The 23715-nt window shown below is 63.1% G+C and carries 18 protein-coding genes, 1 tRNA gene, 1 other RNA gene and 1 pseudogene; 9 read left to right on the forward strand and 12 right to left on the reverse strand.

The features are described from left to right. Window position 1 precedes the first annotated feature (1 nt). From YQ44_RS18750 to YQ44_RS18770, 5 genes and pseudogenes are all read left to right on the forward strand, one after another. On the forward strand, window positions 2-337 hold the full coding sequence (locus YQ44_RS18750) for a GPW/gp25 family protein (RefSeq protein ID WP_335589229.1): 336 nt from the start codon (window positions 2-4) through the stop codon (window positions 335-337). Continuing rightward, on the forward strand, window positions 334-1245 hold the full coding sequence (locus tag YQ44_RS18755; protein ID WP_071324677.1) for a baseplate assembly protein: 912 nt from the start codon (window positions 334-336) through the stop codon (window positions 1243-1245). The genes YQ44_RS18750 and YQ44_RS18755 overlap by 4 nt, the downstream gene beginning before the upstream one ends. Then, window positions 1238-1615, forward strand: a pseudogene (locus YQ44_RS29785) (phage tail protein I); the annotation flags it as partial. The gene YQ44_RS18755 and the pseudogene YQ44_RS29785, both read left to right, overlap by 8 nt. Before the next feature lie 115 nt (window positions 1616-1730). Next, window positions 1731-2084 carry a phage integrase gene (locus YQ44_RS29790; protein WP_442905941.1) on the forward strand — a complete coding sequence of 118 codons (354 nt, stop codon included), beginning with the start codon at window positions 1731-1733 and terminating at the stop codon, window positions 2082-2084. Further along, the gene (locus tag YQ44_RS18770) at window positions 2081-2647 is read left to right on the forward strand and encodes a tyrosine-type recombinase/integrase (RefSeq protein ID WP_071324680.1); all 567 of its coding nucleotides are present in this window, start codon (window positions 2081-2083) and stop codon (window positions 2645-2647) included. Before YQ44_RS29790 ends, YQ44_RS18770 begins: the two co-directional genes overlap by 4 nt. Here the strand turns inward: YQ44_RS18770 and YQ44_RS28360 are convergent. The 6 genes from YQ44_RS28360 to YQ44_RS18795 all read right to left on the reverse strand — a co-directional run bounded on the left by YQ44_RS28360 (window position 2619) and on the right by YQ44_RS18795 (window position 9558). Further along, entirely contained in the window at window positions 2619-3548 is a 930-nt protein-coding gene (locus YQ44_RS28360) for a DUF4062 domain-containing protein (RefSeq protein WP_232250943.1), read from the reverse strand. The genes YQ44_RS18770 and YQ44_RS28360 overlap by 29 nt on opposite strands. Before the next feature lie 292 nt (window positions 3549-3840). Then, window positions 3841-3930: transfer RNA gene (locus tag YQ44_RS18775), tRNA-Ser, on the reverse strand. A 160-nt stretch (window positions 3931-4090) separates the two neighbouring features. Continuing rightward, window positions 4091-6136 carry a putative bifunctional diguanylate cyclase/phosphodiesterase gene (locus tag YQ44_RS18780; RefSeq protein ID WP_071324681.1) on the reverse strand — a complete coding sequence of 682 codons (2046 nt, stop codon included), beginning with the start codon at window positions 6134-6136 and terminating at the stop codon, window positions 4091-4093. A 1-nt stretch (window position 6137) separates the two neighbouring features. Beyond that, on the reverse strand, window positions 6138-7205 hold the full coding sequence (locus YQ44_RS18785; protein WP_335589230.1) for an EAL and HDOD domain-containing protein: 1068 nt from the start codon (window positions 7203-7205) through the stop codon (window positions 6138-6140). A 338-nt stretch (window positions 7206-7543) separates the two neighbouring features. Then, on the reverse strand, window positions 7544-8179 hold the full coding sequence (locus YQ44_RS18790) for a response regulator transcription factor (protein ID WP_071324683.1): 636 nt from the start codon (window positions 8177-8179) through the stop codon (window positions 7544-7546). 8 nt (window positions 8180-8187) lie between these two features. Further along, window positions 8188-9558, reverse strand: a complete 1371-nt coding sequence (locus YQ44_RS18795) for a cache domain-containing protein (RefSeq protein WP_071324684.1) — start codon at window positions 9556-9558, stop codon at window positions 8188-8190. Between the two features lie 247 nt (window positions 9559-9805). On the opposite strand from YQ44_RS18795, the gene YQ44_RS18800 reads away from it, so the two are divergent. The 4 genes from YQ44_RS18800 (at window position 9806) to YQ44_RS18815 (ending at window position 17403) form a co-directional block, all read left to right on the forward strand. Then, window positions 9806-11866, forward strand: coding sequence for a carbon starvation CstA family protein (locus YQ44_RS18800; RefSeq protein WP_071324685.1), 2061 nt, complete (start codon window positions 9806-9808; stop codon window positions 11864-11866). Beyond that, entirely contained in the window at window positions 11866-12066 is a 201-nt protein-coding gene (locus YQ44_RS18805) for a YbdD/YjiX family protein (RefSeq protein WP_071326614.1), read from the forward strand. The genes YQ44_RS18800 and YQ44_RS18805 overlap by 1 nt, the downstream gene beginning before the upstream one ends. A gap of 302 nt (window positions 12067-12368) precedes the next feature. Then, window positions 12369-15242, forward strand: coding sequence for a hybrid sensor histidine kinase/response regulator (locus YQ44_RS18810; protein ID WP_071324686.1), 2874 nt, complete (start codon window positions 12369-12371; stop codon window positions 15240-15242). A 1-nt stretch (window position 15243) separates the two neighbouring features. Beyond that, window positions 15244-17403: a putative bifunctional diguanylate cyclase/phosphodiesterase gene (locus tag YQ44_RS18815; protein ID WP_071324687.1), complete on the forward strand. Its 2160-nt coding sequence runs from the start codon at window positions 15244-15246 to the stop codon at window positions 17401-17403. On the opposite strand, the gene YQ44_RS18820 is transcribed toward YQ44_RS18815, so the two are convergent. From YQ44_RS18820 to ffs, 6 genes are all read right to left on the reverse strand, one after another. Then, window positions 17372-18514, reverse strand: a complete 1143-nt coding sequence (locus tag YQ44_RS18820) for an esterase-like activity of phytase family protein (RefSeq protein WP_071324688.1) — start codon at window positions 18512-18514, stop codon at window positions 17372-17374. The two genes, YQ44_RS18815 and YQ44_RS18820, sit on opposite strands and share 32 nt — an antisense overlap. A gap of 162 nt (window positions 18515-18676) precedes the next feature. Next, window positions 18677-19897: a CaiB/BaiF CoA transferase family protein gene (locus YQ44_RS18825; RefSeq protein ID WP_071324689.1), complete on the reverse strand. Its 1221-nt coding sequence runs from the start codon at window positions 19895-19897 to the stop codon at window positions 18677-18679. Window positions 19898-19904: 7 nt separating this feature from the next. Continuing rightward, entirely contained in the window at window positions 19905-20495 is a 591-nt protein-coding gene (gene recR / locus YQ44_RS18830) for a recombination mediator RecR (protein ID WP_034786598.1), read from the reverse strand. Window positions 20496-20542: 47 nt separating this feature from the next. Beyond that, window positions 20543-20869, reverse strand: coding sequence for a YbaB/EbfC family nucleoid-associated protein (locus YQ44_RS18835; RefSeq protein WP_034759121.1), 327 nt, complete (start codon window positions 20867-20869; stop codon window positions 20543-20545). Window positions 20870-20910: 41 nt separating this feature from the next. Continuing rightward, a complete protein-coding gene (dnaX, locus tag YQ44_RS18840) occupies window positions 20911-23250 on the reverse strand; it encodes a DNA polymerase III subunit gamma/tau (protein ID WP_071324690.1) in 2340 nt (779 codons plus the stop codon). A 238-nt stretch (window positions 23251-23488) separates the two neighbouring features. Beyond that, window positions 23489-23587: signal recognition particle sRNA small type (ffs, locus tag YQ44_RS18845), an RNA gene on the reverse strand. Window positions 23588-23715 lie beyond the last annotated feature (128 nt).

Raw genomic sequence — 23715 nt, forward strand, 5'->3', positions numbered from 1 at the left:
CATGCACGCCGACACCGGGCGCAGCCTGACTGGCCTGGGCCACCTGCGCCAGTCCGTGACCGACATTCTCACCACGCCCATGGGTTCGCGCATCCGGCGCCGCCGCTATGGCTCCGAAGTACCTGAACTGATCGACCAGCCCCTGAACAGCGCGACGCAATTGCGCATCTACGCGACCACCGCCTTTGCCTTGCGCCGCTGGGAGCCGCGCTTGCAACTGTCCAGCGTACAGCTCACGCGCGACACTGACGGCGCCATCGCCCTGCTGCTCGATGGCACGGCCAACGGCCAGGGCATCACGCTGGCCGTGCCCATCAAGCAAGGGGGCGTCGTATGAGCACGCCCATCGACCTGACCCAGTTACCCGCGCCCAGCGTGGTCGAAGTACTGGACTTCGAAACCATCCTGGCCGGCCGCAAGCGACACCTGGTTAGTCTGCTGCCGGAAGCCGAGCGCGCGGCCGTCACGGCCCTGCTGGAGCTGGAATCGGAACCGGCCACCAAGCTGCTGGAAGAAAACGCATATCAGGAAACCATCCTGCGCAACCGCGTCAACGAGGCCGGCAAGGCCGTCATGCTGGCCTTTGCCCTCGATGGCGATCTGGACCAGCTGGGCGCCAACGTCAACGTGGCGCGCCTGGTCATCACGCCGGCCAATCCCAACGCCCTGCCGCCCGTGGCCGCTGTCATGGAAGATAACGACGCCTACCGCCTGCGCATCCAGGAAGCGCCGGACGGCCTGTCCGTAGCCGGCCCGAAAGCATCCTATGAATTCCACGCGCGCAGCGCCGACGGCCAGGTCAAGGACGCAAGCGCCATCAGCCCCGCGCCGGCGCACGTCATCGTCACCGTGTTGGCCAACAACGCCACCGGCATCGCCGACGCCGCGCTGCTGGCCACAGTGGCGCGCGCGCTCAACGCCGAGGAAGTGCGCCCCCTGGGCGACCGTCTGACGGTACAACCCGCCCAGGTCATCGACTACCAGATCGAGGCCACCCTGTTTATCGGCGTCGGCCCAGAAGTGCCGATCCTGCTGGCCACCGCACAAGCCAACGCCGCGCGCGTGTCGCAGCCGCGCCGCCCGCTGGGCCACAACATCTACCGATCCGCCTGCAGCGCCGCCGTGCATGTCGAAGGCGTGCGCAAGGTCGTGCTCACCGGCCCGGCGGTGGACATCGAATTGAACGCCACCCAGGCCGCGCGCTGCACCGCCATCCATTTAAACGTGGTCGTGCTCGATGAATAAGATCGTGCCGGCCCTGCCGCCCAACACCACGGCGCTCGAGCGCGCCATTGCCGTGGCCTGCGCCGAGCTGGTCAACGTGCCCGTGCCGCTGCGCGACCTGTGGAACGCCGACCGCTGCCCTGTCCATCTGCTGCCGTTCCTGGCCTGGGCCTGTTCCGTCGACCGTTGGGACGATGCCTGGCCCGAGTCCATCAAGCGCGGCACGATCAAGGCGTCCTACTTCATCCACAAGCACAAGGGCACGATTGCCGCCGTGCGCCGCGTGGTGGAATCGCTGGGCTATTTGATCCGCATCACCGAATGGTGGCAGACCACGCCACCCGGCGTGCCGGGCACCTTCCGCCTCGACGTGGGCGTGCTGGACACAGGCATCACGGACGCCATGTTTCAGGAAATGGAACGCCTGATCGCCGACGCCAAGCCCGTCAGCCGGCATTTAACGGGCCTGGCACTGTATCTGGAAACCCGTGGCCAGGTACGTGTTTGTGCAGTACATCCGCGATATCCTGCCTGGAAAAGCGATCGCTACGCAAAAAGAGAACGCCAGCTCGCTAAGCCAGCTACGCCCGGTCTTCGACAGCGCACCCATCGACGCCATCACGCCGCAGGATATTGCCCGCTACCGCGACGCCCGCAGCGCCAAGGTGCGCGCCAACCGCGAAATTGCGCTGCTGTCTCATGTGTTCAATATGGCAAGAGAATGGGGCTACACCAAACGCGAAAATCCTTGTCGGGGCGTACGCAAGAACAAAGAGACGCCGCGCGACTTCTATGCCGACAAGGCAGTGTGGGATGCGGTGCGAAACGCTGGCTGTGAAGAACTGCAGGACGCCACTTGAACTACCTGACCGGGCAGCGGCCTGCTGACGTGCTCAAGATGCGCGACGGCGATTTGAAGGATGGAGCGTTGCAGGTGCGCCAGGGCAAGAGCAACAAGCTGCTGCGCATCGTCCTTGAACATGACGGCATCAAGTCCGAGCTGGCGAAGGTCATCGAACGCATCCACGCGCGCCCACACCAGCCGCACACCACATTCATCATCGCGCTGCCAAATGGTTGCCAGGTCAAGAAGTGGCATTTGCGCCTGCGCTTCGATAGCGCCAAGAAAACTGCAGCAGAACTGGCGATAAAGGCTGGCGACGAAGAGCTGGCCAGCCGTGTCAAAGCATTCCAGTTCCGCGATATCCGAGCGCGCTCTGCCAGCGATATAGTTGATTTAGCTGCTGCCAGCTCTTTACTTGGGCATAGCGAAAAGGTGATAACAGAAAAAGTATATCGTCGCATTGGCCAGCAGTACGACCGACAAAATAAACAGGCTTGGCAAAAGATCACGATACTAAAAGAAAGGTTTTGCCTTACCAAAGAAAATAAAATCACACAGGGATTTTTACTGCGCGGCTAGAAATAACGGTGGAGATCCCCTCTTCAGTTAACACCCAAATAGCATCACCTTCACTATCCGAAAAATAAACCTCAATTAACTTTAAAGCCCTAAATTGGCTCTTCAAAACTTGAAAATCACTCTCATCAATTTGGAAAAACTGAAGCAAACCAAAACTCAAATCTATATCCTTCCTGAAAAAATCCGTAATTCTTTTTCGAACATCAGTTTCCTTTGGTTCACGCTCCAAAAATAAACTTAAGTTTAGAAATATATCCTCAAATGACTTCGTTACAGAAATATACTCTGGATCGTCACCTATTGTCTTAAAACCTAAACAATTAAAAGTGTAAACATGATCAAGTCCTGCGATTTTACCCATAGGTTTTTCCGATTCTTGATCACTTTCCAAAAAGTCAATCCTACCCCGAAGTTCCGCATTTTCCTTACGAAGTTCATTCATTTCTGCAAGAATCGTAGAAGATACAGCTTCACTACCCCGAATCCAACCTACAGCCGGATAGGTTCGTATCGTCTTCGCAAGACTTAGGGCCACAAGTCCAGGTAACTGATCAACGGAATTCCAAGATTTTACTAATCTAACTGCCTTAACCTTATTTCGAAAATCAGCCAATTTTTTAGTAAGCTCATTATCCCTATCTACTTTCCCAGATGGAATATCTTCTGGTGAATCATGAATAAATGCAACAACTTTTAGTCCCTTTTCTACCGCATAGTCAAATTCCTTTTCAGTATAACTAATCCCTTCAGATGTCAACGACCCATACCTACCACCAATAATCAATAAATAGTAATCACTATCATCAATTACTCTCTTTATAAAATTAAACTGTTCATCATCCATTGCCGGAAACAATTCCATTCCTGCCGGAATACAATCCATTTCCATTAATGCCTGCATTACGCTCTGCCTCTCCTTTACCAAATCAGTATAAGTCGAGCTAACAAAAACTTGATATCTTTTATCCATTTAAAAAACGATCGAAATGAAAGGTTATAGTAAAAATATAACGTGGCAGATGACAAAATTCTCGGGCGACGTATGTTGTGAATAATATACTAAATGATGGAGTTGCGGAAACTACTTCCGCAACAAGAGAGTGAACAACATGCGTTATGAGTTCAAGATGGGGAAGGTATCGAAAAGACAAAAAAAATAAGCCCTTGATAATCAAGGGCTTATTTCATTTTTCTGGCGGAAGCGGTGAGATTCGAACTCACGAACAGTGTAACCCGTCGCTAGTTTTCAAGACTAGTGCCTTCAACCACTCGGCCACGCTTCCAGATGGCAGCATTATACATAAAGGTCAGTGGCTTACCAATGGCTAGCACTCTCGGGGGCTTATTTCCCCCAGCGGCAAGGACTGGGGGCGTACCGGCGGGGATGAGCCCGGCTCTTCAGCCAAGGATTCAATACCTGTGCAGGCATGCAGAGCAGCAGCCTTACACGCCCCAGTTTTCCCGCAGCGCCGCCTCGAACTCCCGCGCCGGCAGCGGGCGCGAGAACAAATAGCCCTGCACTTCATCGCAACCCGAACTCTTCAAAAATTCCAGCTGCTCCGCCGTTTCCACGCCTTCCGCGATCACCTTGTGGTGCAGCTGCTGGGCGATGCTGATGATGGTGCTGGCGATGGCGCAGTCGCTGGCGTCGGTGGGGATGCCGGTGGTGAACGAGCGGTCGATCTTTAACGTGTCGATGGGGAAACGCTTGAGGTAGGACAAGCTCGAGTAGCCGGTGCCGAAGTCATCCAGCGACAGGGCCACACCCAGCGCCGTGATGCGGTCCATGATGCCGATCACGCGCTCGATGTTATGCATCAGCGTGCTTTCCGTGATTTCCAGTTCCAGCCAGGCCGCTTCCAGGCCGTAGCGGGCCAGGGTCGCGGCCACCCTGGCCGGCAGGGCCGCCGTGAATTCGCGGGCGGAAACGTTGACGGCCAGGCGGATCGGCGGCAGGCCGGCCAGTTTCCACGCTTGCGCCTGGGCGCAAGCCGCTTCCAGCACCCATTCGCCCACTTGCACCACCAGGCCCGTCGATTCGGCCAGGGGGATGAATTCGGCAGGCGGGATCATGCCGTGCTGCGGGTGATGCCAGCGCACCAGCGCTTCGGCGCCGATGATGCGGCCGCTGGCCAGCGCGTATTTCGGCTGGTAGTGCAGCAGCAGTTGCTGTTCCGACAGGGCCTGGCGCAAGCCCGTTTCCAGGCGCATGCGCGCCTGCATGCCCAGATTCATGTCCTGGCTGTAGAAAGCCACGCTTTCCGCTTCGCCGCCACTGTCCTGCTTGGCGCGGTACATGGCGATGTCGGCCAGGCGCAGCAGGGTTTCCGCATCCTGCCCGTCCTGCGGATACACGCTGATGCCGATGCTGGCGCCCACGCGCAAGTCGTGGCCCTCGATCAGGAACGGCTCCACCAGCGACGCCAGCAGCTTTTGCGACACCATGCTCGCTTCAAAGTGCTGGCCGATGTCGAACAGGCCGACGGCGAATTCGTCGCCGCCCAGGCGCGCCACCAGGTCCTGGTCGCGCAGTGCCTGCCGGAAACGCAGCGAGACTTGCCGCAGCAATTCATCGCCGATGCGCCGGCCCAGGGTGTCGTTGATCAGTTTAAAACGGTTCAGGTCGATGAACAGCACGCAGCCGAGCATCTTGCTGCGCTGCGCCACGCTCAGGGCCTGGTCGACCAGCTTGGCCAGCAGGGTGCGGTTAGGCAGGCTCGTCAGCGGGTCGTAATACGCGAGGTGGTGCAAGCGCTCTTCGGCCAGCTTGCGCTCGGTGATGTCCGTCAGGTAGGCGATCAATCCGATGCGCTTGTCGTCCATGTCGTGCAGCGGCGACAGGGACAGGCTGGCCCAGAAGATCTCGCCCGACTTCTTTCGGCGGCGCACCTCCATCAGGCGCCCTCCCTGCTCCAGGAAGGCGTCGTGGAAACCCGTGTCTTCCTCGTCATACAGGAACAGGATGTTGCGCCCCACGGCTTCCACCGAGGAATAGCCGAACAGGCGCTCGGCGCCCTTGTTCCAGCTGGTGATGTAGCCCGTCAAGTCCATCGTCAGCACAGATTCGTGCAACTGGTCGAGGATTTGCGTCTGCTGCGCCAGCAAGGCTTCGACTTGCGCGTAGGCATGGGTCGAGCGTTGCGCCAGCGTATGTACTTGCAGCACGCCCGCCGTCAGGGATGCCAGGCTGGCCAGGTGGCGGCGGTCGGCGTCGTTGTACAGGCTGCGCCCGGCCACGGTGAAATGGCCGAAGCAATGGCCGTCAAAACTGATTTCCTGCAGCAAGGCGGGCGTATCGCGCGCAAAAGGCGCTGGCGGCGGGCCGCCATCGGCGCTGGCCGAAGGCAGGAACTGGCAATACGGGCTGGCCATCACGGCGCTGGCAATGCGCCCCAGTTCGGCCACCAGCGCCTGGCCACGCAAACGCACGACGGCGTCGCACAGGGCGGCGCTGTCACTGAGGTAATCCGACACCGGAAGCACGGTCATGCTAGAGGTTCCGGCTGACCTGGATGGCCCACTGGTACGCCTGTAGCAGGCTGCGCCAATAAGTTTCTCCATCGATGCCGGCGCGGTGCAAGCCCTCGGGCGGCGGCGCCGGACATTCGACCAGCGCCAGCAAGGTGCCCAGTTCGCCATTGCGCTCAAGCAAGGCGGCACTGACTTCGGGTGCCAGGTTCAGGGTGGCGATGATGTCCGGCATCGGCATGCCCAGCAGGATGTCGAGCAGCGAAAATACGCCAGCCATGAAGGCCAGGTCCTGCGCGTCGCGGTCGCCGCCGCGCAACTGGCACAGCGCTTCCATCTGCGCCGCGCGCACGGCCGCCAGCGGCAACAGCGCATGGATCTTGCCATCGTCCTGCTGGCGCGCATACAGCAGCAGTTGCAGCCAGCGCTGCAGCTGGCGCCGGCCCAGCAGGGTGATGGCCTGGCTGAAGCTGGTAATCGGCGCCGTGAAGCCGAAAGCGGCCGAGTTGACCAGTTTCAACAAATGATAGCTGAGCGATGGATCTTGCTTGAGCGGCACTTCCAACTCATGCGCGTCAGCGTCGCGGGCCAGCAAGCCCAGCAGCGCCAGCAGGCGCTTGCGCGAGGTGGCGTCCTCCGGCTCGCTTTGCTGGCGCGCATGGTGCAAGGCATAGTCGCCGGCAAACCAGCTGACGCCGAGATCTTGCAATGCAGCAAGCTTCTGCGCATCGCCGATGTTGTAGGCCAGGTGCGGCCCCGGCAGCGACAGCAATTGATGCAGGCCCGGCAGTTCGCCGGCCGCGTCGATGCTCAGCGCGCGCGCTTCGACCTGCGCCGCCGTCACGGGACCGGCGCTGGCGCCGTCGAGGATGATACGGTAGCCGGCATCGCGCCATTGCTGGCATTTCTTCTGGATTTGCTTGTCGCCGGCAAACGTGGCCGGCAAGCGGAAGATGGTGCGTTGCGGCGCCAGTTGCGCCAGCACGGCCTCGTCCACACCATGCGGGTCGGCCAGGGGAATGATGCAGTCGAGCGGCGCCAGGAAGGCATACGCATCGGCAGTGGCCAGCGCCGCGGTCAGCGCCGTCATTAGCGGCGCCGTCGATGGCTGCGGTACATGCAAGGTGACAGCGACCCACTCATTATGAGCATTGGCAACTGCTTGTAATCCCACCAATGGAAACAGGTTTGATTCAGATGCTGACATCGGTATCTCAGTGTGGGTAGGGCGCCATAGTAAATAAACTGACCAGCATTGGCAACCCTGGCCCGGCAGGGATGCCATTTCGACAGCAAGAATCATTCTATCCGAATCTCACCCACGAAACAGTTTAATATTGGCAATAAATGTTCAAAAAAAACATTCCCCCGCGAGACCCGCCTGTCATGCGGGTTTGAAAAAAATACACTGCTACGCGCAGGCAGCAATCAAGCGCCGCCGCCATCGAACTGCGCGTGCTCGACCGCGTATTTGATCAGTTCAGCCTGGCCTTCGATACCGAGCTTGCGCTTGATGTTCAGCCGGTGCGTCTCCACCGTGCGCACGCTCAGGTCGAGGTCGCGGGCGATCTGCTTGTTCGACTGGCCCGCCGCGATGTGCTGCAGCACCTGCTGCTCGCGCGTGGTGAGAAAGGAGTCGTGCACTTGCGGGCGCGACAGCTGGCGCGCCAGGGCCGCGCTGTAATAAATGCCGCCGGACATCACCGTCTCGATGGCGAACACAATATCTTTCCCTGGAGCATCTTTGAGCACATAGCCGCGCGCGCCCGCCTGCAGCGCCTGCGACACGTATTCGAGCTTGTCGTGCATGGACAGGATCAGCACGGCGATCTGCGGAAACGCCTGCTTGAACAGCGCGGTCGCCTCGATGCCATTCGTGCCGCGCATGTTGATATCCATCAATACCAGGTCCACCTGGTGCGCGCGCGCCTGGGCCAGCGCCTCGTCGGCGCCGCCCGCCTCGGCCACCACGTCGAAATGCGCCACCGCTTCCAGGCGCGCGCGCAAGCCGTCGCGCACGAGGGGGTGGTCGTCCACCAGCAGGATCTTGATCGTTTCGGTCATGGTATGTATCAGTGTGTTGGGGGAAGGTCCAGCCGCGCCAGCACCAGGGTGCCGGCCGGCGAGGACGTGATGTGCAGGCTGCCGCCGATGGCTTCCATGCGTTCCGTCATGTTGCGCAAGCCGATGCCGCGCTGCGGATGCAGGGCGATGCCGTCGAAGTCGAAGCCGCCGCCATTGTCGCGGATGCGCAGCTCCACCCCCGTGCCCGCTTCGTGCAGGCTCACTTCCACGCCGCTGGCGTGGGCATGGCGCTCGCAATTGGTCAGCGCTTCCTGGGCAATGCGGAACAGCACGGTATTGACCATGTCGGGCAAGCCCTCGCCCGCGGTCGGCGGACTGGCCGCGAAACTGGCCTGGGCACTGCTGCTGTCGTTAAATTCGTGCACCAGGTGGTCGAGCGCGGCGGCCAGGCCCAGGTCGTCGAGGATGGCCGGGCGCAGGTTGTGCGAAATGCGCCGCACCTCGCCCAGCACCTTGTTGAGTTGCTCGGCGGCACGCTCGAACGTGGCGGGCGCTTTTTCCTTCTGTTCATGATTGCCGGCCAGGCGCGCGATGCCGGCCTCGATCTGCAGCTTGATCGACACCAGCCACTGGCTGATGCCGTCATGCAAGTCGCGCGACAGCCGCGCCCGCTCCTCTTCCTGCGACTCCACCACGCGCTGCGCCAGCACTTTCAGCTTGGCATCGGCCACGCGCAGCTCGCGCAAGTTCAGCGCCAGGCCGGAACCGGCCACCAGCAAGGCGCCGAGGATGGCGATGGCGGCGATCAGTTCCATGGTCGAGCGGATATTGCGCGACTGCTGGGCGTCCACCTTGGCCAGCGCCTGGTCCACATCGTCCATATAGATGCCGGTGCCCATCATCCAGCCCCATTCCGGCATCAAAATCACATAGCCGAGCTTGGGCGCGGACTTGTTCGTCGACGGCTTGATCCAGTTGTAGCGTTCGAAACCGCCGCCGCTGTTCGCCCGCTGCATCAGGCGCTGAATGGTCAGGTTGCCCTCGGCGTCGCGCAATTCCCACAGGTTCTGTCCCACCAGCTCAGGCTGGCGCGGGTGCATCAGCGACTTGCCCTGCAAATCGTAGATGAAGAAATAGCCGTCGTCGCCATAGCTGAGCGAGGCGAGGATGCGCTTGGCTTCCTCTTGCGTGGCGGCATCCTTGCGCCCCGACTGGTACAGCGAGGCGATGGAATGGCTGGCCAGCGTCACGTAATGCTTGAGTTCGGCCTCCTTGCTGGCCAGGTAGGCTTGCTGGATGGTGGCGCGCTGCTGCTCGGCCAGCGTGATGGCCTGGTGCCGCACGGCAAACGCGATCGCGCACATGGCCAGGATCAGCGGCGTGATGGCCAGGAAGATGACTTTCTGTCTGAGTTTCATGGCCTGGCGCGCTCCGGCGTCGTCGATGCTGGTGGAAATCCGTGATTTTACGTCGCGGCGCCGTGTTTGATCTGCGTAGTAATACTGAGCGTTACTGCGTAGTGCTGCGCTTGCGGCAATTATACGATTCCTGAATACTCGCCATAAGCTGCCGATACAGCAAAAGCAACATCAACCTGGCGACGACCAGGAGCGGCGGCACACCATCATCGCACGGCACAGCGCCCGTCAAATCTCTGGAGGAAGCATGAACCGCATTTTCAAACAGCTCGGCTGGGCAGCGCTTGCGCTGGCAGGCGCCGGGTCCCTGGGCGTCGTCGCCCTGCAACGTGGCGAGCCGATCAGTGCGATCTGGATCGTCGTCGCCGCCATCTGCGTCTACCTGATCGCCTACCGCTTCTACAGCCTGTTCATTGCCGACAAGGTGCTGGGCCTGGATGCCCGCCGCATGACGCCCGCCTTCAAGCACAACGATGGCCTCGACCACGTGCCGACGAATAAATATGTGCTGTTCGGCCACCACTTCGCGGCGATTGCCGGCGCCGGCCCCCTGGTCGGCCCCGTGCTGGCCGCGCAGATGGGCTATCTGCCCGGCATGCTGTGGATTTTGGCCGGCGTCGTGTTTGCCGGTGCCGTGCAGGATTTCATCGTGCTGTTCATTTCCATGCGCCGCGACGGCCGCTCGCTGGGCGACCTGATCAAGGCTGAACTGGGCGAGATTCCCGGCATGATCGCCCTGCTGGGCTGCTTCATGATCATGGTCATCATCCTGGCCGTGCTGGCCTTGATCGTCGTCAAGGCGCTGACCGGCTCCCCATGGGGCAGCTTCACCGTCATGGCGACGATTCCCATCGCCCTGTTCATGGGCGTGTATTCGCGCTTCATCCGCGTCGGCCGCATCGGCGAAATTTCCATCATCGGCTTCGTGCTGCTGATGCTGGCCATCATCGGCGGCCAGTACGTGCAGGAACACGCCGTGCTCGGCCCGATGTTCACCTTCACGGGCACGGAACTGACGTGGATGCTGATCGGCTACGGTTTCATCGCTTCCGTGCTGCCCGTGTGGCTGCTGCTGGCGCCGCGCGACTACCTGTCGACCTTCCTGAAGATCGGCACCATCCTCGGCCTGGCCATCGGCATCATCGTCGTCGCGCCTTACCTGAAAATGCCGGCCATGACCAAGTTCATCGACGGCTCCGGCCCTGTCTGGTCAGGCAATCTGTTCCCCTTCCTGTTCATTACCATCGCCTGCGGCGCCGTCTCCGGCTTCCACGCGCTGATTTCCTCGGGCACCACGCCGAAGATGATCGAAAACGAAAGCCATGCCCGCTTCATCGGCTATGGCGCCATGCTGATGGAATCGTTTGTCGCCATCATGGCCCTGGTGGCCGCCTCGACCATCGAGCCCGGCATCTATTTCGCCATGAACAGCCCGGCCGCCCTGATCGGCACCACGGCAGAGTCCGCTGCACAGGCGATCTCGCAATGGGGCTTCTATGTGACGCCGGAAATGCTGACGCAGACGGCGAAGGATGTTGGCGAGCACAGCATCATCTCGCGCGCCGGCGGCGCGCCGACCCTGGCCGTCGGCATGGCGCAGATCCTCTCCGGCGCCATCGGCGGCAAGGCCATGATGGCCTTCTGGTACCACTTCGCGATTCTGTTCGAAGCGCTGTTCATCCTGACGGCCGTCGATGCGGGCACGCGTGCCGGCCGCTTCATGCTGCAGGATTTGCTGGGCAGCTTCGTGCCTAGTCTGAAACAGACGGAAAACGTCATCGCCAACCTGCTGGCCACGGGCCTGTGCGTGGCGGCCTGGGGCTACTTCCTGTACCAGGGCGTGGTCGATCCGCTGGGCGGCATCAATACCCTGTGGCCGCTGTTCGGCATCGCCAACCAGATGCTGGCCGCCATCGCGCTGATCCTCGGCACCTGCGTGCTGTTCAAGATGAAACGGGGCCAGTACGCGTGGGTGACGATCCTGCCGACCATCTGGCTGCTGCTGTGCACGCTGACGGCGGGCTGGCAAAAGATTTTCGACGCCAATCCGCGCGTCGGCTTCCTCGCGCATGCCAAGAAATACTCGGCGGCATTGGATGAAGGCACCCTGCTGGCGCCGGCCAAGTCGGTGGCGCAGATGCAGCAGATCATCTTCAACGATTACCTGGATGCCGGCCTGGCCGCCTTCTTCGTCATCGTCGTCGTCAGCGTGCTGTTCTTCGGCATCCGCACGATTCTGAAGGCGCGCGCCGACAGCAAGCCAAGCACCAAGGAAACGCCGTTCCAGGCCATGCCCACGGTGCAATGATGATCGACGAAATCATCAAGGCTGGACGTTACCTGGGACAAAGCATGCGGCTGATGTGCGGCTTGCCCGAGTACGACACCTATGTGGCGCACCGGGAAGTAAGCCATCCCGGCGAGCCGATGATGACGTATGAAGAGTTCTTCCGCGAACGCCAGGAAGCCCGCTATGGCGGGGCTGGCAAGCGCGGCGGCTGCTGCTAAGACACCGGACCCAGCCTGCTGCGCGTCGGTATAGGCGGCTTGCGATGCTCGCCGTACTTGAGTACGGTTGCGCTTCTCGGCCACCTCTCCCTTCCGCTCGCGACGGCTGGCTCAGGTGTTGTTACTCAGCAATAATTTGAGGGCGGTCTTGTGAGACCGCCCTATCCATTCTCTCTCGTATAAGTTCCCCTCCCCCTTTCTTCCATTAGACCCACATCAACATCGGGGTGTGTCTTCGCGTCTATATTTTTCCAATAGGAATTAAAAAACAGTCAACGGATCGAACGGAGAGCGCCGCAGCCATGTTCAATTTCCAACGCTCCAGCATCAGCCAGAAGCTGACCATGATCTCGGTGCTGTCGTCGGGCTGCGCGCTGCTGCTGGTATTCGTCGCGTTTGCCCTGACGTCCGTGCTCAGCCACAAAGACGATGAAGGCAAGCAATTGTTGTCGCTGGCGGGCGTCATCGGCGCGGCCGGGGCGGCACCCTTGCTGGCGGGCAGGCCGGCGCAGGCGGAGCAAGTGCTGGCGGCGCTGGCGGCGCGCGACGAGATCGCCCAGGCAGCCCTGTTCGACGCCGGCGGCCGCCTGCTGGCCCAGTACCGCGCGCCCCAGCATGCGCAGGGATTGGCGCCGCTGCAGAACCTGGAGCCGGCCCTGCTGGCCGGCCTGGCCACGGAAAGCATGGCGCAAGCGACAGGTCGCACCCTGGCGCCCGCCATGCGCCTGTACCGCCCCATCTATTGGACACAGGACAAGGCGCCCAAGTTCATCGGCGTCGTGCTGATCGAGGCTGACCTGAACCACATGTGGCGCGACATCGGCCGCCACGTGGGCGCCATCGGCGGCGCCACCGTGCTGTCCTTCCTGATCGCCGTGTTCCTGGCGCGGCGCTTCAAGAGCGTGATCGCCGAACCGATCACCAAGCTCATTGATACAGCGCAAAAAGTCTCGAGCAGCCAGACCTACAGCCACCGCATCGCGCACCAGCGCAGCGACGAGCTGGGCGTGCTGATCGACAGCTTCAACGACATGCTGGCGCAGATCGACAGCCGCGACAGCACCCTGGCCAATTACCGCGACCAGCTCGAACGCCAGGTGGGCGTGCGCACGGCGCAGCTGGAGAAGGCCAAGGATGCGGCCGAGGCGGCCAGCCAGGCGAAAAGCGCCTTCCTCGCCACCATGAGCCATGAAATCCGCACGCCCATGAACGGCGTGCTGGGCATGACGGAGCTGCTGCTGGCCAGCCCGCTGACGGCGCAGCAGCGCCACTACACGAGCATGGTGCAGCGTTCGGGGCAGAATTTGCTGGTGATCATCAACGACATCCTCGACTTTTCCAAGATCGAGGCGGGCAAGCTCAGCGTCGAATACATCCGCTTCAATTTCCGCGAGCTGCTCGACGATATCGAGCACGTGTTCGCGCCGCAGGCGGAAGCGAAGAATATCTGCCTGGAATTCGACATCGCCAACGATATCCCGATCGCCATCTGCGGCGACCCGAACCGCCTGCGCCAGATCATCGTCAATCTGCTGGGCAACGCCATCAAGTTCACGGAAACGGGCAAGGTCACGGTGAAGGTGGAAGTGTGCTGCGAGGACGCGCCCAGCGTGGGCTTGCGCTTCGAGGTGCACGACACGGGCATCGGCGTGTCGAACGAGGCGCAGAGCCGCATCTTCGAATCGTTCTCGCAGGCCGACGGCTCGACCACGCGCAAGCATGGCGGCACGGGCCTGGGCCTGACGATCTCGAAACAGCTGGTGGAGCTGATGGGCGGAAAAATCGGCGTCGACAATGCTTTAACGCAAGGCTCGATCTTCTGGTTCGAAGTAAATTTCGATAAGCGCCGGGTCGACAGCGATGACCCGTCCTTCAATCTGAAAACCACGCGAGGGTTACGCGCCTTGATCGTCGACCACACACCCGCCACGCGCGCCGTGCTGGAGCGGCAACTGGCCAGCTGGCACATCGTCAGCGACAGCGCCGGCACGGCCAGCGACTGCCTGGCGCGCCTGCGTGCGGCCGCGCAGGCCGGCACGCCGTATGCCGTGGCCCTGCTCGACATGGAATTGCCGCGCACCAGCGGCCTGGCCCTGGCCGCCACCATCAAGAGCGACCCGCTGCTGGCCGACCTGAAACTCTTGTTGCTGAGCACGGAACAGGGTGCGGCCGATCCCGTCCAGCGGCGCGAGGCGGGCGTGGCCTTCCAGCTGATCAAGCCGGCCCGCGAATGCGACCTGTTCGACTGCATCGTCACGCCGCCGCGTGCCAGCGACAGCCTGCGCATCCATCCGCCGCACGCTTCGCGCCAGGTGGGCCGGCGCCAGCGCCGCCGCGTGCTGCTGGCCGAGGACAATGCCGTCAATGTGGAAGTGGCGCTGGCCATGCTCGACAGCCTGGGCCTGGACGTGGTGTGCGCGCACAACGGCGAGGAAGCGCTGCAGGCGGCGCAGGCCGAGGATTTCGACCTGATCCTGATGGATTGCCAGATGCCCGTGATGGACGGTTTTGCCGCCACGGCGGAAATCCGCCGCCACGAACAGCAGTGCGGCCACGCGCGCGTGCTGCCCATCGTCGCCATCACGGCCAACGCGCTGCAGGGCGACCGCGAAGCGTGCCTGGCGGCCGGCATGGACGACTACCTGAGCAAGCCGTTCACGCAGCAAGACCTCGGCCACACGATCGCGCGCTGGATCACCCTGCCGCGCGCGGCCACCGTGCACCACAGCGAGACGCCAGAGCCGGCGATGCAGGTGCAGCCCCAGGCACAGCAGGCGCCGCCACCGATGCCGGCACCCGCGGCCGCGGCCCAGCCGGCGGGCCAGCCGCTGAACCGGCAGGCGCTGGAAAACATCCGCGCCCTGTCCGGCACGGATGGCGATGCGCTGCTCGAGCGCGTCATCCTCGCCTTCACGGGCGAGACGCCGCGCCAGCTGGCCGCCATGCGCGACGCCATCGCCGGCGCCGATGCGGAAGCGCTGCGCAAGGTGGCGCACAGCCTGAAGTCCGGCAGCGCCAACGTGGGCGCCGACGGCCTGGCGCAACTGTGCAAGGAGATGGAGAAACTGGGCCGCGCCGGCAGCACGGAAGGCGCAGCCAGCCTGCTGCAGCAGATGCAGCAGGCATTCCTGGCGGTGCGCGAATCGCTGAGCGCCATCCTCGTGAAGGAACACTGACATGACAGCGCCCCTCTCTCCTCCCCGCGGCCTGGTGCTGGTGGCCGACGACGATCCCGTGATGCGCTTGCTGATGCGGCAGATGCTCACGCAGGTGGGCCTGGACGTGATCGAGGCCGAGGATGGCGTGCAGGCGCTGGCCAGCTACAAGCACAGCGGGCCGGACCTGGTCATGCTCGACGTCGACATGCCGGCCCTGGACGGCTTTGCCGTGTGCCGCGAAATCCGCCGCCAGGAAGTGGGCGGCACGGTGCCCATCATCATGGTCACGGGCGGCGACGAACTGGAAGCCGTCACGCGCGCCTACGAGGTGGGCGCCACCGACTTCATTTCCAAGCCCATCAACTGGCCCATCCTCGGCCACCGCGTGCTGTACGTGCTGCGCGCCAGCGACGCCATCGCCCGCCTGCGCATCGCCGACGCGCACAACCGCGCCGTACTGGCCGCCATCCCCGACACCTTCTTTCGCCTGAACCGCGAGGGCTATTATCTCGACTACGAACAGGGCCACGACGCCAGCGCCGGCTTTTCCATCGAAAACTGCGTGGGCAGCCATATCCGCGACGTGCTGCCGCCGGAGATCGCCGCGCGCCTGCTGGACCAGGCGCACGCCGTGCTGGCCACGCAGCACATCCGCTCGGTCGACTACACGCTCACGCATGGCGACAGCACGCGCCACTTCGAGGCGCGCCTGGTGGCAACGGGCGCCGACGAGGTGCTGGGCCTCGTGCGCGACATCAGCGAACGCAAACGCACCGAGGAACAGATCCGCCGCCTCGCCTATTGCGACAGCCTGACGGGCATCCCGAACCGCCAGGCCTTCCTGGAAACGCTGGAGCGCGAACTGTCCCGCTCGAAAGAGCACGACAAGAAATTCGCCGTGCTGTTCATGGACCTCGATGCCTTCAAGCGCATCAACGACACCTTGGGCCACGACGTGGGCGACCACTTGCTCAAGGTGGTGTCCGAGCGCCTGCGCGAAACCATCCGTCCCAGCGACCTGGTGCTGCGCGCCGAACACGAATTTGAGCCCACCTCCGGCGGCAGCAACCTGGCGCGCCTGGGCGGCGATGAATTCACCATATTGATACCCGACCTGGAGCGGGTGGAAGACGCGCTGAACGTGGCGCACCGCGTCAAGGAAGCCATGCGCCGGCCCTTCATGATCGAATCGCACGAGATTTTCGTCACGGCCAGCATCGGCATCTCGCTGTATCCGGAAGATGGCGAGGATTGCAACTCGCTGCTCAAATATGCGGACACGGCCATGTACCACGCGAAGAACTGCGGCAAGAACAACGCCAAGCTGTACAGCTCCTCGCTGACGATGGAAATCATGAGCCACGTCAAGATGGAAGTGGGCCTGAGGAAGGCCTTGCAGAACAACGAGCTGTATCTGCTGTACCAGCCGCAGATCGACGTGCCCAGCACGCAGATCGTCGGCGTCGAAGCGCTCGTGCGCTGGCGCCATCCGGAACGAGGGATCATTTCGCCCACGGAATTCATCCCGCTGGCCGAAGAGACGGGCCTCATCGTGCCGATCGGCGAATGGGTGCTGCGCACGGCCTGCAACCAGGCCAAGGCGTGGCAAAGCGATGGCGGGCGCGCCATCCGCATGGCCGTCAACCTGTCGGCCAAGCAGTTCAAGGATGAAAACCTGATGCAGATCGTGCTCTCGGTGCTGGCCGACACGGGCCTGGACGCGCGCCTGCTGGAGCTGGAATTGACGGAAGGCACCTTGATGGACGACGCGCGCGCCACCATGGTGACCTTGGAGCAGTTGCGCGGCATCGGCGTGTACCTGTCCATCGACGACTTCGGCACGGGATATTCGTCGATGAATTACTTAAAACGCTTCGACGTGCGGGCCTTGAAGATCGACAAGAGCTTTATCGCCGGCCTGCCGCAGGACGCGGAAAACGCGGCCATCACGCGCGCCATCATCGCCATGGCGCATGGCTTGAAGATGGTGGTGGTGGCCGAGGGCGTGGAAACGGACGAGCAATTGCTGATGCTGGAAGAATATGGCTGCGACATGGCCCAGGGCTATTTCCTCGGCCACCCGTCGCCGCACGACGCCATCACGGCCATGCTGCTCAAGCAGGCGGGCCAGATGGCCAGCCTGGAAGCTAGAGCACTTCGAAGGCAAGGATTTGCGTGACTTGCTGCGCGTTGAAGTTATCGTCGGAAATCATCACCAGGCTGCGCCGGCCGTTCGCCAGGCGCGGTCCCCAGCTGATGCCTTCGATATTGTCGACCCGCGGCAGGCCAGTCTTTTCCAGGTCCAGCAGCAGGCGCTTGCGCGCCGGCACGTAGGCCGCGCCCGCCAGCGCCGGGATGGACTGGATGTCGGTGGCGCCCTGCGTATCCATTTCGTACACGCGCACGTGGTTGGCGTAGACGCCGTCCGCGTTTTCCACGCCGGCCCGCTCCACCACCAGCAATTGATGGTCGTTGACGGCGAGGATTTCCGATACGCCATTGTCCGCTTCGCGTCCCGGCGCGGGCCGCGACGCCACCGGCTCGATAGCATACGCATACTGGCCCAGCACGGCGCCGGCGCGGTCCAGCCGCGTGATGCGCACGACGGAACCGCGATCGGGCGTGGCCAGCGGGCCATCCTGGTACAGGGCCGCTTCCATGCCCAGCCACAGGCTCTTGCCATCGCTGGCAAACGACAGCGCCTCGAAGCTCATGTTGTTGCGCGAGCCGGTTTCGTCCTTCGACACGCGGAACATGGCGGGAGTCGGCAAGGTGGCCAGGTAACGCCCGTCGCGGTCCGCGTGGCGCACGAACGGGTGCAAGCCCACCTTGCGGTTGCCTTCGCTGCCATACCACAGGCTGCCGTCGCGGGGATCGACGCGGATGGTTTCGATGTCGGCCACCGCGTCACCCTGCTCCAGCCTGGCATGCGCCAGGTTCGGATAGCGGCTGCCGTCGGGCTGCGTGAAGAAATGCACGCTGTTGAAGGTCACGCCGGTGAATGCCGCGCTGTCGTAGGCGAGCGTGGCGCGGTAGAAACGGGCCGGATTGATTTCCGAGCGGTCATCGCTTTCCATCACCCAGGTGCCACTGGCCGCATCGTAGTCGATGCCGGACAGGCCGCCCACCGTGGTGCCCTGGAACGGCTGCTTCAAGGCGATGCGCTGCTCGCCGATCAGGCGCAGGCCCGCAATCGGCGCATCGTGGGGAAAGCTGGCGCAGGCGGACAGGAGGATGGCGGCACTGGCCAGGGCAAGCGCGGCGGGCACGCGGTGAAAAAATCGATGCATGATAAGTATCAGGTAATTTGCGTAGGTCGGATTAGCGGGGCAAAGCCCAGTGTAATCCGACAACATGGTTGGCCCGGCTGGTGTGTGGACGAAAGATACAGGAGCGGCCTGTGGCGATGGCGGATTACGCGGCGTACCGCCGCCAATCCGACCGACACCTTATTACAGCACGCCGTCGGCCTTCAGGCGCGCGATGGCGGCGGCGTCATAACCGAGCGACGCCAGCACCTCGTCGTTATGCTGGCCCAGGGTCGGTCCCAGCCACTGCGTCCTGCCCGGCGTGGCCGACAGTTTCGGGCTGATGGCCGGCAATTTGACGGGCGTGCCGTCGGCGAAATGGTGCTGTTCAAACATGTCGCGGGAGAGAAACTGCGGATCGCTCAGCATGTCGCGCACCGAGTAGATTTTGCCGGCGGGCACGTCGGCCGCCTGCAGCACGGCCAGCGCGCTGTCTATCGTGTGCGTGGCGCACCAGGCGCCGATGGCGTCGTCGATCTCCTGCGTGCGCGCCACCCTGCCGTCGTTGCGCGCCAGCTGCGGGTCGCCCGCCATGTCGATGCGGCCCATGGCCAGCATCAGGCGCTTGAAGATGGCGTCGCCATTGCCGGCGATGACGATGTTTTCGCCATCGCCCGTCGTGTAGGTATTCGAGGGCACGATGCCGGGCAGCGAGCCGCCCGTGCGCTCGCGCACGACGCCCGCCTGGTCGTATTCGGGCACCAGCGATTCCATCAGGTTGAACACGGATTCGTACAGGGCCACGTCGACCATCTGCCCTTCGCCGTGCTCGCGCCCGCCCGTCACGTCGCGGTGGCGCAGCGCCATCATGGCGCCGATCACGCCGTGCAGGGCCGCCACCGAGTCGCCGATGGACACGCCCACGCGCACGGGCGGACGGTCGGCAAAGCCGGATACATAGCGCAAGCCGCCCATGGCTTCGCCGATGGCGCCGAAACCGGGCAAATCCTTCATGGGACCCGTCTGGCCAAAGCCGGACAGGCGCACCATGATGAGGGAAGGCTTGACCTGCTTGAGCTGCGCATAGCCGAGATCCCACTTCTCCAGCACGCCGGGGCGGTAATTCTCGATGATGATGTCCGCTTCCAGGGCCAGCTGGCGCGCGATGGCGCGGCCTTCCGGCGACTTCAGGTTCAGCGTGAGACTTTTCTTGTTGCGCGCCTGCACCGACCACCACAGTGAAGTGCCATCCTTCAGCACGCGCCAGGTACGGATGGGGTCGCCGCCATCGGGCGACTCGATCTTGATCACGTCGGCGCCGAATTCGGCCAGCATGCGGGCGCAGAACGGTCCCGCGATCAGGGTGCCCAGTTCCAGGACTTTGATGCCTTTGAGGGGGCCGGAAGATGCGGAAGCGTCTGTCATGTCGTGTTCAGGTTGCCCTGCGGTCGAGCATCGCGCGGGCGATGGTGCCCGCGTCGACGTATTCCAGTTCGCCCCCCACGGGCACGCCGCGGGCCAGGCGGCTCACGCGCAAGCCCCGCGCCTTCAGCATTTCGCTGATGTAATGGGCCGTCGCTTCGCCTTCATTCGTGAAGTTGGTGGCCAGCACCACTTCGCCGACCACGCCATCGTTGGCGCGGTTCAGCAATTTTTCGAGGTGGATATCTTTCGGGCCGATGCCGTCGAGCGGAGACAATCGCCCCATGAGCACGAAATACAGGCCCTTGTAGGTGAGCGTCTGCTCGATCATCAGCTGGTCGGCCGGCGTTTCCACCACGCACAGCAAGCGCTTGTCGCGCTCTTCGTCGAGACAGGTCTCGCACACTTCATGTTCGGTAAAGGTATTGCACAGGCCGCAGTGATGCACGGCATCGACGGCCTGGAACAGGGCGCGCGACAGCATGGCCGCGCCTTCCCTATCGTGCTGCAACAAATGAAATGCCATCCGCTGCGCCGACTTGGGGCCGACGCCGGGCAGGCGCCGCAGCGCCTCGGTCAAAAATTCAAGCGACTTGGACATGGATCAACCTTGCCCCCTGCCGCAGATCGAGCGCATGCGGTGTGTCATCAGAATGGCATTTTGAAGCCGGCTGGCAAGTTCATGCCGCCGGTCAAGCCTGCCATTTTTTCAGCGGACGTCGCTTCCGCCTTGCGCACGGCGTCGTTGAAGGCGGCGGCGACCAGGTCTTCCAGCATATCCTTGTCGTCGGCCAGCAGCGACGGGTCGATCGATACGCGCTTGACGTCGTTCTTGCAGGTCATGACGATTTTCACGAGGCCGGCGCCCGACTGGCCTTCCACTTCCACCAGCGCCAGTTGTTCCTGGGCCTTTTTCATGTTGTCTTGCATTGCTTGCGCCTGCTTCATCAGGCCAGCCAGTTGATTTTTCATCATGAGAATGCTCCGTTCAATTCAGTTTGTGAGTGTGTTAATCATCAATGCAGGGTCGGCGCGGCGGAGCCGGCCGGTGCAGGGGTAATCGTTCCCGGCACGACAAAAGCGTCGAATGCACGCTTCATGTCGAGCACGAAGGGGTCGCTGGCAATGGTTGCTTCCGCTTGCAGCTGGCACGCCTCGCGGTGCGCCTGCGCTTCCGCGCTGGCCGTGTACCAGACGGCGCCCAGTTCCGTATCGACATTCACCTTGCGCCCGAAGCGCTCGGTCAGCGCGGCCGCCAGTTTTTCCACGTTGGCGGGACTGCGCCACGTGTCGATCGGCACGCGCAGGCGGAACGTGGTGCTGTGGCCGTCGTGCAGGCATTCGATCAGCTCGGCCTGCACGGCCAGCTGCTGGGCCACGCCGCGCAAGGGCAGCACGGCGGCGACGGCCGGCCAGTTGCCGTCCCAGTCCAGGCCGGGCACGGGCGTGATCACATACGGTGCGCTGGGCGCGGCTTGCTTGGCGGCACGCTGCGGCATGATGACGGCCGGCTGCTCGTTGCCTTGCATGGCTGGCGCGCCAGCCGGCGCCGAGACGGCGGCCGAGGCGCTGTCGTCGGAGAATTCGGTGACCCATGGCGGCAAGTCGTCGTCGGCCGGCGCCTGCTGTGGCGCCGCCGCAGGACGCGCCTGCTGCACGGGCGCGGGCGCGACTACCGGCGCGTCCATCACGGCCACCGGTGGCGCGTCGTCCCACGGCGCCGGCGCTTTCGCGGCGGCAGGCGGTGGCGGCGCAGCCTGGACAGGCACGGCCGGGGCGGTGGCTGGCGCGGCTACGGCGGCGGCCGGTGCCGGCGCGGCGGGCTTGGGCGCCGAGGAAGGCGCCGACGGCGCGCTGCCGGGACGGCCTTTCGAGGCGGCGCGGGCCGCTTCCAGCGCCGCATTGATGGCGGCGCGGGCGGAACTGAGCGGTGCAGCGGGCGCTGCCGACGCAGCTGCGGCTGGCGCGGCAGCCGGGGCGGCGGCGGGCGGCGCCGCCGCTGGTGCTGGTGCTGGTGCTGGTGCCGATACGGCTGCCGGCGCGCGCGGCGGCGGCGCTTCGCTGCGCGCCAGGCTGGCGGCGGCAGCGGCCACGACGGCAGGTGGCGTCACGGCAGCATGGCTGGCCACGCTGTTCGTGGCGGCGCGGGCGGCCGGTGCGGACGCGCCTGCTGCCGCGCGCGCGGCGGCCACGGCAGCGGGACGATTGCCCGGAGCCGACGCAGGTGCGGCAGCCGGCACGCCATCGGCGCCGCCTATGCCGGGCCGAAAGGCCAGCATGCGCAGCAAGGTCATGGTAAAGCCCGCATATTCGTCGGGCGCCAGGCCCAGTTCATTGCGGCCATGCACGGCGATCTGGTAAAACAGCTGCACTTCTTCCGCATCGAAGGCGGCGGCCAGGCGCACGATGTCCGCGTATTCGGGCAGATCCTGCGGCAAGGCGGCCGGCACGCTTTGCGCCAGCGCAATGCGGTGCAATAAAGTACCGAGATCCTGCAGCGCGCCGTTGTACGACAGGCTGCGCGAGGCCATCTCGTCGGCCACGGCCAGGAGATCGGCGCCATCCTGCTGCGCCAGCGCGTCGAGCAGACGCACCAGGTAGGACTGGTCGAGCGCCCCCAGCATGCCTTGCACGGCATCGAGGGTCACTTCGCCGGCCGCATACGCGATGGCCTGGTCCGTCAGCGACAGCGCATCGCGCATGGAACCGTGGGCGCCCTGGGCCAGCAGGCGCAAGGCCGGCTGTTCGAAGGCGATGCCCTCCTGCCCCAGGATATTGTCCAGGTGGCTGATGATGTGGCCGGGCGGCATCTGCTTGAGGTTGAACTGCAGGCAGCGCGACAGCACGGTGACGGGTATTTTTTGCGGGTCCGTCGTGGCCAGGATGAATTTGACATGCTCGGGCGGCTCTTCCAGCGTCTTCAGCATGGAATTGAACGCGTGGTTCGTCAGCATGTGCACCTCATCGATCATATAGACCTTGAAGCGCGCATTGCTTGGCGCATATACGGCTTGCTCGAGCAGCTGCGCCATTTCATCGACGCCGCGGTTCGACGCCGCATCCATCTCGATATAGTCGACAAAGCGTCCCGCGTCGATCGCCGTGCACGCTTCGCACTGGCCGCACGGCTGGGCCGTGATGCCGCCCGTGCCGTCAGGGCCGATGCAATTGAGCGATTTGGCCAGGATGCGCGACAGGGTCGTCTTGCCGACGCCGCGCGTGCCCGTGAACAGGTAGGCGTGATGCAATCGGCCACTGTGCAAGGCATGCGTGAGCGCGCGCACGACGTGCTCCTGGCCGACGAGCGTCTCGAAATTCTTGGGGCGGTATTTACGGGCGAGGACTTGATAGGACATGCTGAGATTTTACCATGCGATTTTGCGGGTGATCCTGCGCGGCGGGCGCAAGCCTCATGGCCGGGCCATTCAAATCTGGCAGACGCGGCAAAGCAGCAATTGTATAACATGCCCCGCGACTATTTATGCAAAAAGGGACAAGCCCGGCAATGCCGCGGCCTGGCAAGAAAAAGAGGCCATAAAACAAAAAAGCTGCCCATGGCAGCTTGATTGTCGATCCTGATAAAACATTCCCGAAGGAGGCGAGCCTGATCTGCGGCACTCATGGTTAATAGCCGTGGCTGCTTCGTTCCCGACCTGACCAGGTTAGCCATGCCACGATGCGCAGGGGCCCGCCGGGGACAATTATAACCGACCTGCGCAAGATTGGGGAAGTTGCCGTATCGGGCGCAATCATTTCCTGCGCAGGTCGGCGTAGGTCGGCGTAGGTCGGCTTAGGCCGCAGGCCGTAAGCCGACACTGCTG

Origin of the sequence: Janthinobacterium sp. 1_2014MBL_MicDiv (assembly GCF_001865675.1) — a bacterium.
Lineage (GTDB): Bacteria > Pseudomonadota > Gammaproteobacteria > Burkholderiales > Burkholderiaceae_D > Janthinobacterium.

Bases quoted from the DNA above. Each gene is read 5' to 3' on its own strand.
- recR (WP_034786598.1), bottom strand. From the start codon at position 20,495: ATGTCCAAGTCGCTTGAATTTTTGACCGAGGCGCTGCGGCGCCTGCCC.
- YQ44_RS18805 (WP_071326614.1), top strand. From the start codon at position 11,866: ATGATCGACGAAATCATCAAGGCTGGACGTTACCTGGGACAAAGCATG.
- YQ44_RS18815 (WP_071324687.1), top strand. From the start codon at position 15,244: ATGACAGCGCCCCTCTCTCCTCCCCGCGGCCTGGTGCTGGTGGCCGAC.
- YQ44_RS18780 (WP_071324681.1), bottom strand. From the start codon at position 6,136: ATGACCGTGCTTCCGGTGTCGGATTACCTCAGTGACAGCGCCGCCCTG.
- YQ44_RS18790 (WP_071324683.1), bottom strand. From the start codon at position 8,179: ATGACCGAAACGATCAAGATCCTGCTGGTGGACGACCACCCCCTCGTG.
- YQ44_RS18835 (WP_034759121.1), bottom strand. From the start codon at position 20,869: ATGATGAAAAATCAACTGGCTGGCCTGATGAAGCAGGCGCAAGCAATG.
- YQ44_RS18810 (WP_071324686.1), top strand. From the start codon at position 12,369: ATGTTCAATTTCCAACGCTCCAGCATCAGCCAGAAGCTGACCATGATC.
- YQ44_RS18785 (WP_335589230.1), bottom strand. From the start codon at position 7,205: ATGACGGCGCTGACCGCGGCGCTGGCCACTGCCGATGCGTATGCCTTC.
- YQ44_RS28360 (WP_232250943.1), bottom strand. From the start codon at position 3,548: ATGCAGGCATTAATGGAAATGGATTGTATTCCGGCAGGAATGGAATTG.
- YQ44_RS18795 (WP_071324684.1), bottom strand. From the start codon at position 9,558: ATGAAACTCAGACAGAAAGTCATCTTCCTGGCCATCACGCCGCTGATC.
- YQ44_RS18820 (WP_071324688.1), bottom strand. From the start codon at position 18,514: ATGCATCGATTTTTTCACCGCGTGCCCGCCGCGCTTGCCCTGGCCAGT.
- YQ44_RS18825 (WP_071324689.1), bottom strand. From the start codon at position 19,897: ATGACAGACGCTTCCGCATCTTCCGGCCCCCTCAAAGGCATCAAAGTC.
- dnaX (WP_071324690.1), bottom strand. From the start codon at position 23,250: ATGTCCTATCAAGTCCTCGCCCGTAAATACCGCCCCAAGAATTTCGAG.
- YQ44_RS18800 (WP_071324685.1), top strand. From the start codon at position 9,806: ATGAACCGCATTTTCAAACAGCTCGGCTGGGCAGCGCTTGCGCTGGCA.
- YQ44_RS18755 (WP_071324677.1), top strand. From the start codon at position 334: ATGAGCACGCCCATCGACCTGACCCAGTTACCCGCGCCCAGCGTGGTC.
- YQ44_RS18750 (WP_335589229.1), top strand. From the start codon at position 2: ATGCACGCCGACACCGGGCGCAGCCTGACTGGCCTGGGCCACCTGCGC.